The 3,529-nt window shown below is 61.1% G+C and carries 5 protein-coding genes; 1 reads left to right on the top strand and 4 read right to left on the bottom strand.

Annotated features, from left to right (window positions below; all coding sequences use genetic code 11):
- Positions 1 to 789: SGNH/GDSL hydrolase family protein (locus AACR77_RS14210; protein WP_231563246.1), on the bottom strand; the 789-nt coding region annotated here is incomplete at its 3' end.
- Between the two features lie 234 nt (positions 790 to 1,023).
- Here AACR77_RS14210 and AACR77_RS14205 point away from each other — a divergent pair.
- Positions 1,024 to 1,404: a YgiW/YdeI family stress tolerance OB fold protein gene (locus AACR77_RS14205; RefSeq protein WP_039040598.1), complete on the top strand. Its 381-nt coding sequence runs from the start codon at positions 1,024 to 1,026 to the stop codon at positions 1,402 to 1,404.
- Positions 1,405 to 1,461: 57 nt separating this feature from the next.
- On the opposite strand, the gene mltC is transcribed toward AACR77_RS14205, so the two are convergent.
- The 3 genes from mltC to AACR77_RS14190 all read right to left on the bottom strand — a co-directional run.
- The gene (gene mltC / locus AACR77_RS14200; protein ID WP_010675743.1) at positions 1,462 to 2,565 is read right to left on the bottom strand and encodes a membrane-bound lytic murein transglycosylase MltC; all 1,104 of its coding nucleotides are present in this window, start codon (positions 2,563 to 2,565) and stop codon (positions 1,462 to 1,464) included.
- 119 nt (positions 2,566 to 2,684) lie between these two features.
- The gene (locus AACR77_RS14195) at positions 2,685 to 2,957 is read right to left on the bottom strand and encodes an oxidative damage protection protein (RefSeq protein ID WP_010675742.1); all 273 of its coding nucleotides are present in this window, start codon (positions 2,955 to 2,957) and stop codon (positions 2,685 to 2,687) included.
- On the bottom strand, positions 2,954 to 3,529 hold a 576-nt coding region (locus AACR77_RS14190; protein ID WP_042882415.1), incomplete at its 5' end, for an NUDIX domain-containing protein. The genes AACR77_RS14195 and AACR77_RS14190, both read right to left, overlap by 4 nt.

Genomic DNA, 3,529 nt, shown 5'->3' with positions numbered 1-3,529 from the left:
CCGACTGGCGGTGGCGGCGCTGCGGGAGGCGAACGGCTTCCACACATAGCCGCCGCCGTAGCAGGCGTGCTCGGTGTCGCTCAGGCCGAAGTTCTGCGGCTCGCGCAGCATCTCGGCGAACTGCTTGTCGATCTCGAACAGCTTGACGATGCCGGTGGGTGCCAGCTGGCGTGCCAGGTTCAGCAGCAGCTGGTTGTGGTAGGCGGAGACATGGCTGGCCGCCTCGACCACCTTCTGGCTGCGGGCCGAGGGGTTCTGGCCCAGATCAGGCAGGTTGAACAGCAGAATCTGCCTGGCACCGTTCAATACCATGCGGTTGGCCGCATCGCTGATGGCATCGCGCACCCGCTTGGCATCCTGCTCGGTGTTCCAGCCATAGGCAAGGTAGTCGTTGGCACCGACCCAGAGGATCACCAGATCGTCGGGCTTGAAGCTGTCCTTTTGCAGGAACTGGGTCACCTCGTAATCCAGGTTGTTGATGACCTGATACTTGGGATTCCAGGAGATCTTGTTGTAGGCCACGGCAGTGGCGCCCCCTTCCGCCTCGTTGGCGATGGCGAGGCCCGGGAAGTGCTGGGTGAGCTGCTCCAGCCAGACCGGGCCGTTGGAGAAGCGGCCCTGATGGTAGGGCGGGCTGGAGGGGAGGTAACCACGCATCTTGTCGTACATCTTGCCGGTATCGGAGAGGCTGTCGCCGAACATCACGATGCGGGAGAAGGGGGGACGCGTCTCGGCGGCATGGGCCGTGAGGGCGAAGAGTCCCAATAAACACAAAAGCCATTTTTTCATGTAGCTGTTCTCATGGATGGGGCAGGACGGGCCTGCGGGCTGTTCCTCGATGGCGGCGGGCTGGGAACCCGCATGGCCAGGTGAAAAGGTATCCACTCGAATACATTTTTGCAGCATGCCGTGGCCATTTAATCGCTTGCGATCACATCACTCCTCCCTGAATGGGGAGGCTTCACGTTTGTTTCACGCGCCCCCGGGCAAGATGCCCTCATACCGCAATGACAGGAGCATGAAATGAACAACGCAAAAGCAATCGCCCTGGTGGCCCTGATGTCCGTCTCTTCCTTCGCCATGGCGGCCTACACCGGCCCCAAGGAGCAGAACAAGGTATCGGTCGCCCAGTTGAAAGACGTGGCCGATGATCAGTGGGTGACCCTGGAAGGCAAGCTGGTCAAACACCTGGGTGGCGAAAACTACCTGTTCCGTGACGACAGCGGCGAGGTGGAAGTGGAGGTGGACGGTGACGTGTGGCGCGGTACCGAGGTAGGCCCTGACGATCTGATCCGCGTGCGCGGCGAGGTGGACCACAGCTGGAACAAGACCGAAGTCGAGGTGGAACACCTGGAGAAGGTGGGGGCTGCGCCCCTGAGCAAGGGTGGCTTCATCGCCAAGTAAGCTTTCTGGCCACAGTAAATGGGAAGGGCGCTCCGGGAGCGCCCTTCTTGCATGCCATCAGCCAGCCCGGCTTGCGACGGTTCGCTTGAACCCCTTCTCGGCCTGATTGACCTTGTAGAGATAGCGGCGAGCCTCTGCCTTGGGATGTTGTTCAGTCAGTACCTGATAGACGGCCTCGGGGGAGAGGCGGTTGATCATGCCGGGGGCCGCCTTGCGATCGTTGGAGAAGGTGTTGAGCACCCCTCCCGCACCACCGTTGTAGGCGGAGATCACCGCATAGCGGCGGGACTGGGGATCCTGGATATCCGCCAGATAGACGGTCTGCAGCAGGTGCAGGTAGGCGGTCCCCACATCGATGTTGTAGGCCGGATTGAACAGATCTTCCCTGGTCGGCTGGCCATCCTTGCCCTTGACCCTCACATAGACATCCCGCCCAGCGGTAGCCGGGATCACCTGCATCAGGCCATAGGCGTTGGCGTGGCTGACCGCATAGGGGTTGAAGCTGCTCTCGGTCTTGATCACCGCGTAGATGAGACTCTCGGCGACCCCGTACTTGCGGGAGGCGTCGCGGATGATGCTGGCGTATTTGTAGCCGCGCCTGTCTTCGTGGTTGGCCACCATGGGAATGTCGATGAAGAAGATGTTGCGGATCCCGAGGGTGCGCTTCTTCATCGCGTTGGCGATCAGGTAGTCGGCATAACGCTCTGCACGCCAGCTGGAGCGGATCGCTTGTCCCTGGTTGTCCAGCACCTGGCCATAGAGGAAGGGCTCGCCACCTGGCATGATCTCACGGTCCGAATAGAGGTCGACCTCTGCCGGATCGTCCGGGGTCAGCAGGGTTTCGATGATGGCGCGACGCAGGTGGGCACGGGGATCCAGACCCGAGACGGTCTCCACCATGATGTGACCGCTGGAGAAATCGATGTGGGCGCGGCTCTTGTACTGATCCGTGTATTTGACGTAGTCAAACTTGCCCGCGAACAGCGCCTCGCGCCCCCATATCTCGTTCACGTTATGGGAGAGCGCACTGATCATGTGTTCAAAACCGCGCACGTCCTTGCCGTTGACCAGATCATCATCGCCACTCCCGCTGGTCTGGGGTGTGGATGAACAGGCAGAGAGAAACAGCAGGGCGCACAGCAGCCCAAAAAAACGACCCATAAGATCCTCAAACCGGGCGGTGGGGCCGCCCGTCACTGACTGGCCTGAGCCAGGATTGGTGTCACCCTGCGGCATATTGACGACTCAGGGGGACGCTGGCCCTTTGACTCGATTCCCGCTCACTGGCTGGGAGGGGTGTAACCGTCGATCTGGACTTCACCCGCGTCGAACAGATAGCTGACCATCTCTTTTTCCAGCAACTGGCGGTGCTCGAGATTCATCATGTTCAGCTTCTTCTCGTTGATCAGCATGACCTGCTTCTTCTGCCACTCGGTCCAGGCTTCCTTGCTGATGTTGTCGAAGATCCGCTTGCCGAGTTCACCGGGGTAGAGTTGGAAATCGAGACCCGGCGCTTCTTTCTTCAGGCGCAGGCAAAATACGGTACGGCTCATGTTGACCTCTGTGGTTGCAAGTCTGGTTGTAAGTCCGGGTAGGCGAGCAGACGGGCCGTGGCCGCCGCCAATCCCACCTCGGCAGGATGGCGTAAGTTATACCAGAGTCGGGTATCCGCTTCCATGAGCAGGGGGGCGGGCGGAACAGCCATTTCGATCAGCAAAGGGCGGATATCGAGGTGGAAGTGGCTGAAAGTGTGACGAAATCCAGCGAGCTCCTGATAGGCGGCATCCTCCAGCCCCAACTCCCGCAGTCGTCCGGTCACCCCTGTGAGGGATTCCACCTGCGGGAAGCAGTAGAGCCCGCCCCAGATCCCTTGCGGCGGACGCTTCTCCAGCAGCAGCTGATCGCCGTGGCGGATGATCAGCATAATGCCGTTGCGTGCCGGAATGCTCTTCTTCGGCTTGCTGTGAGGGTAGGCGGTGGGGTTGCCCTGCGACAGCCCCTGGCAATCGGCCTGCACCGGGCAGCGCTCGCAGGCGGGCTTGCTGCGGGTGCAGACGGTGGCCCCCATGTCCATCATGGCCTGGTTGTACTGGGCCACCCCGACGCGCGGGGTGAGGCGGGTCGC

The organism is Aeromonas sp. ZOR0002, assembly GCF_963866995.1.
Taxonomy (GTDB): Bacteria; Pseudomonadota; Gammaproteobacteria; order Enterobacterales; family Aeromonadaceae; genus Aeromonas; species Aeromonas caviae.
The sequence above is the reverse complement of the archived record's forward strand: the minus strand, read 5'-3'. Positions and strand labels throughout refer to the sequence as shown.

What these genes read in the sequence shown, in the direction of transcription:
- AACR77_RS14205 (WP_039040598.1), top strand. Translation starts at nt 1,024, where the DNA reads ATGAACAACGCAAAAGCAATCGCCCTGGTGGCCCTGATGTCCGTCTCT.
- mltC (WP_010675743.1), bottom strand. Translation starts at nt 2,565, where the DNA reads ATGGGTCGTTTTTTTGGGCTGCTGTGCGCCCTGCTGTTTCTCTCTGCC.
- AACR77_RS14195 (WP_010675742.1), bottom strand. Translation starts at nt 2,957, where the DNA reads ATGAGCCGTACCGTATTTTGCCTGCGCCTGAAGAAAGAAGCGCCGGGT.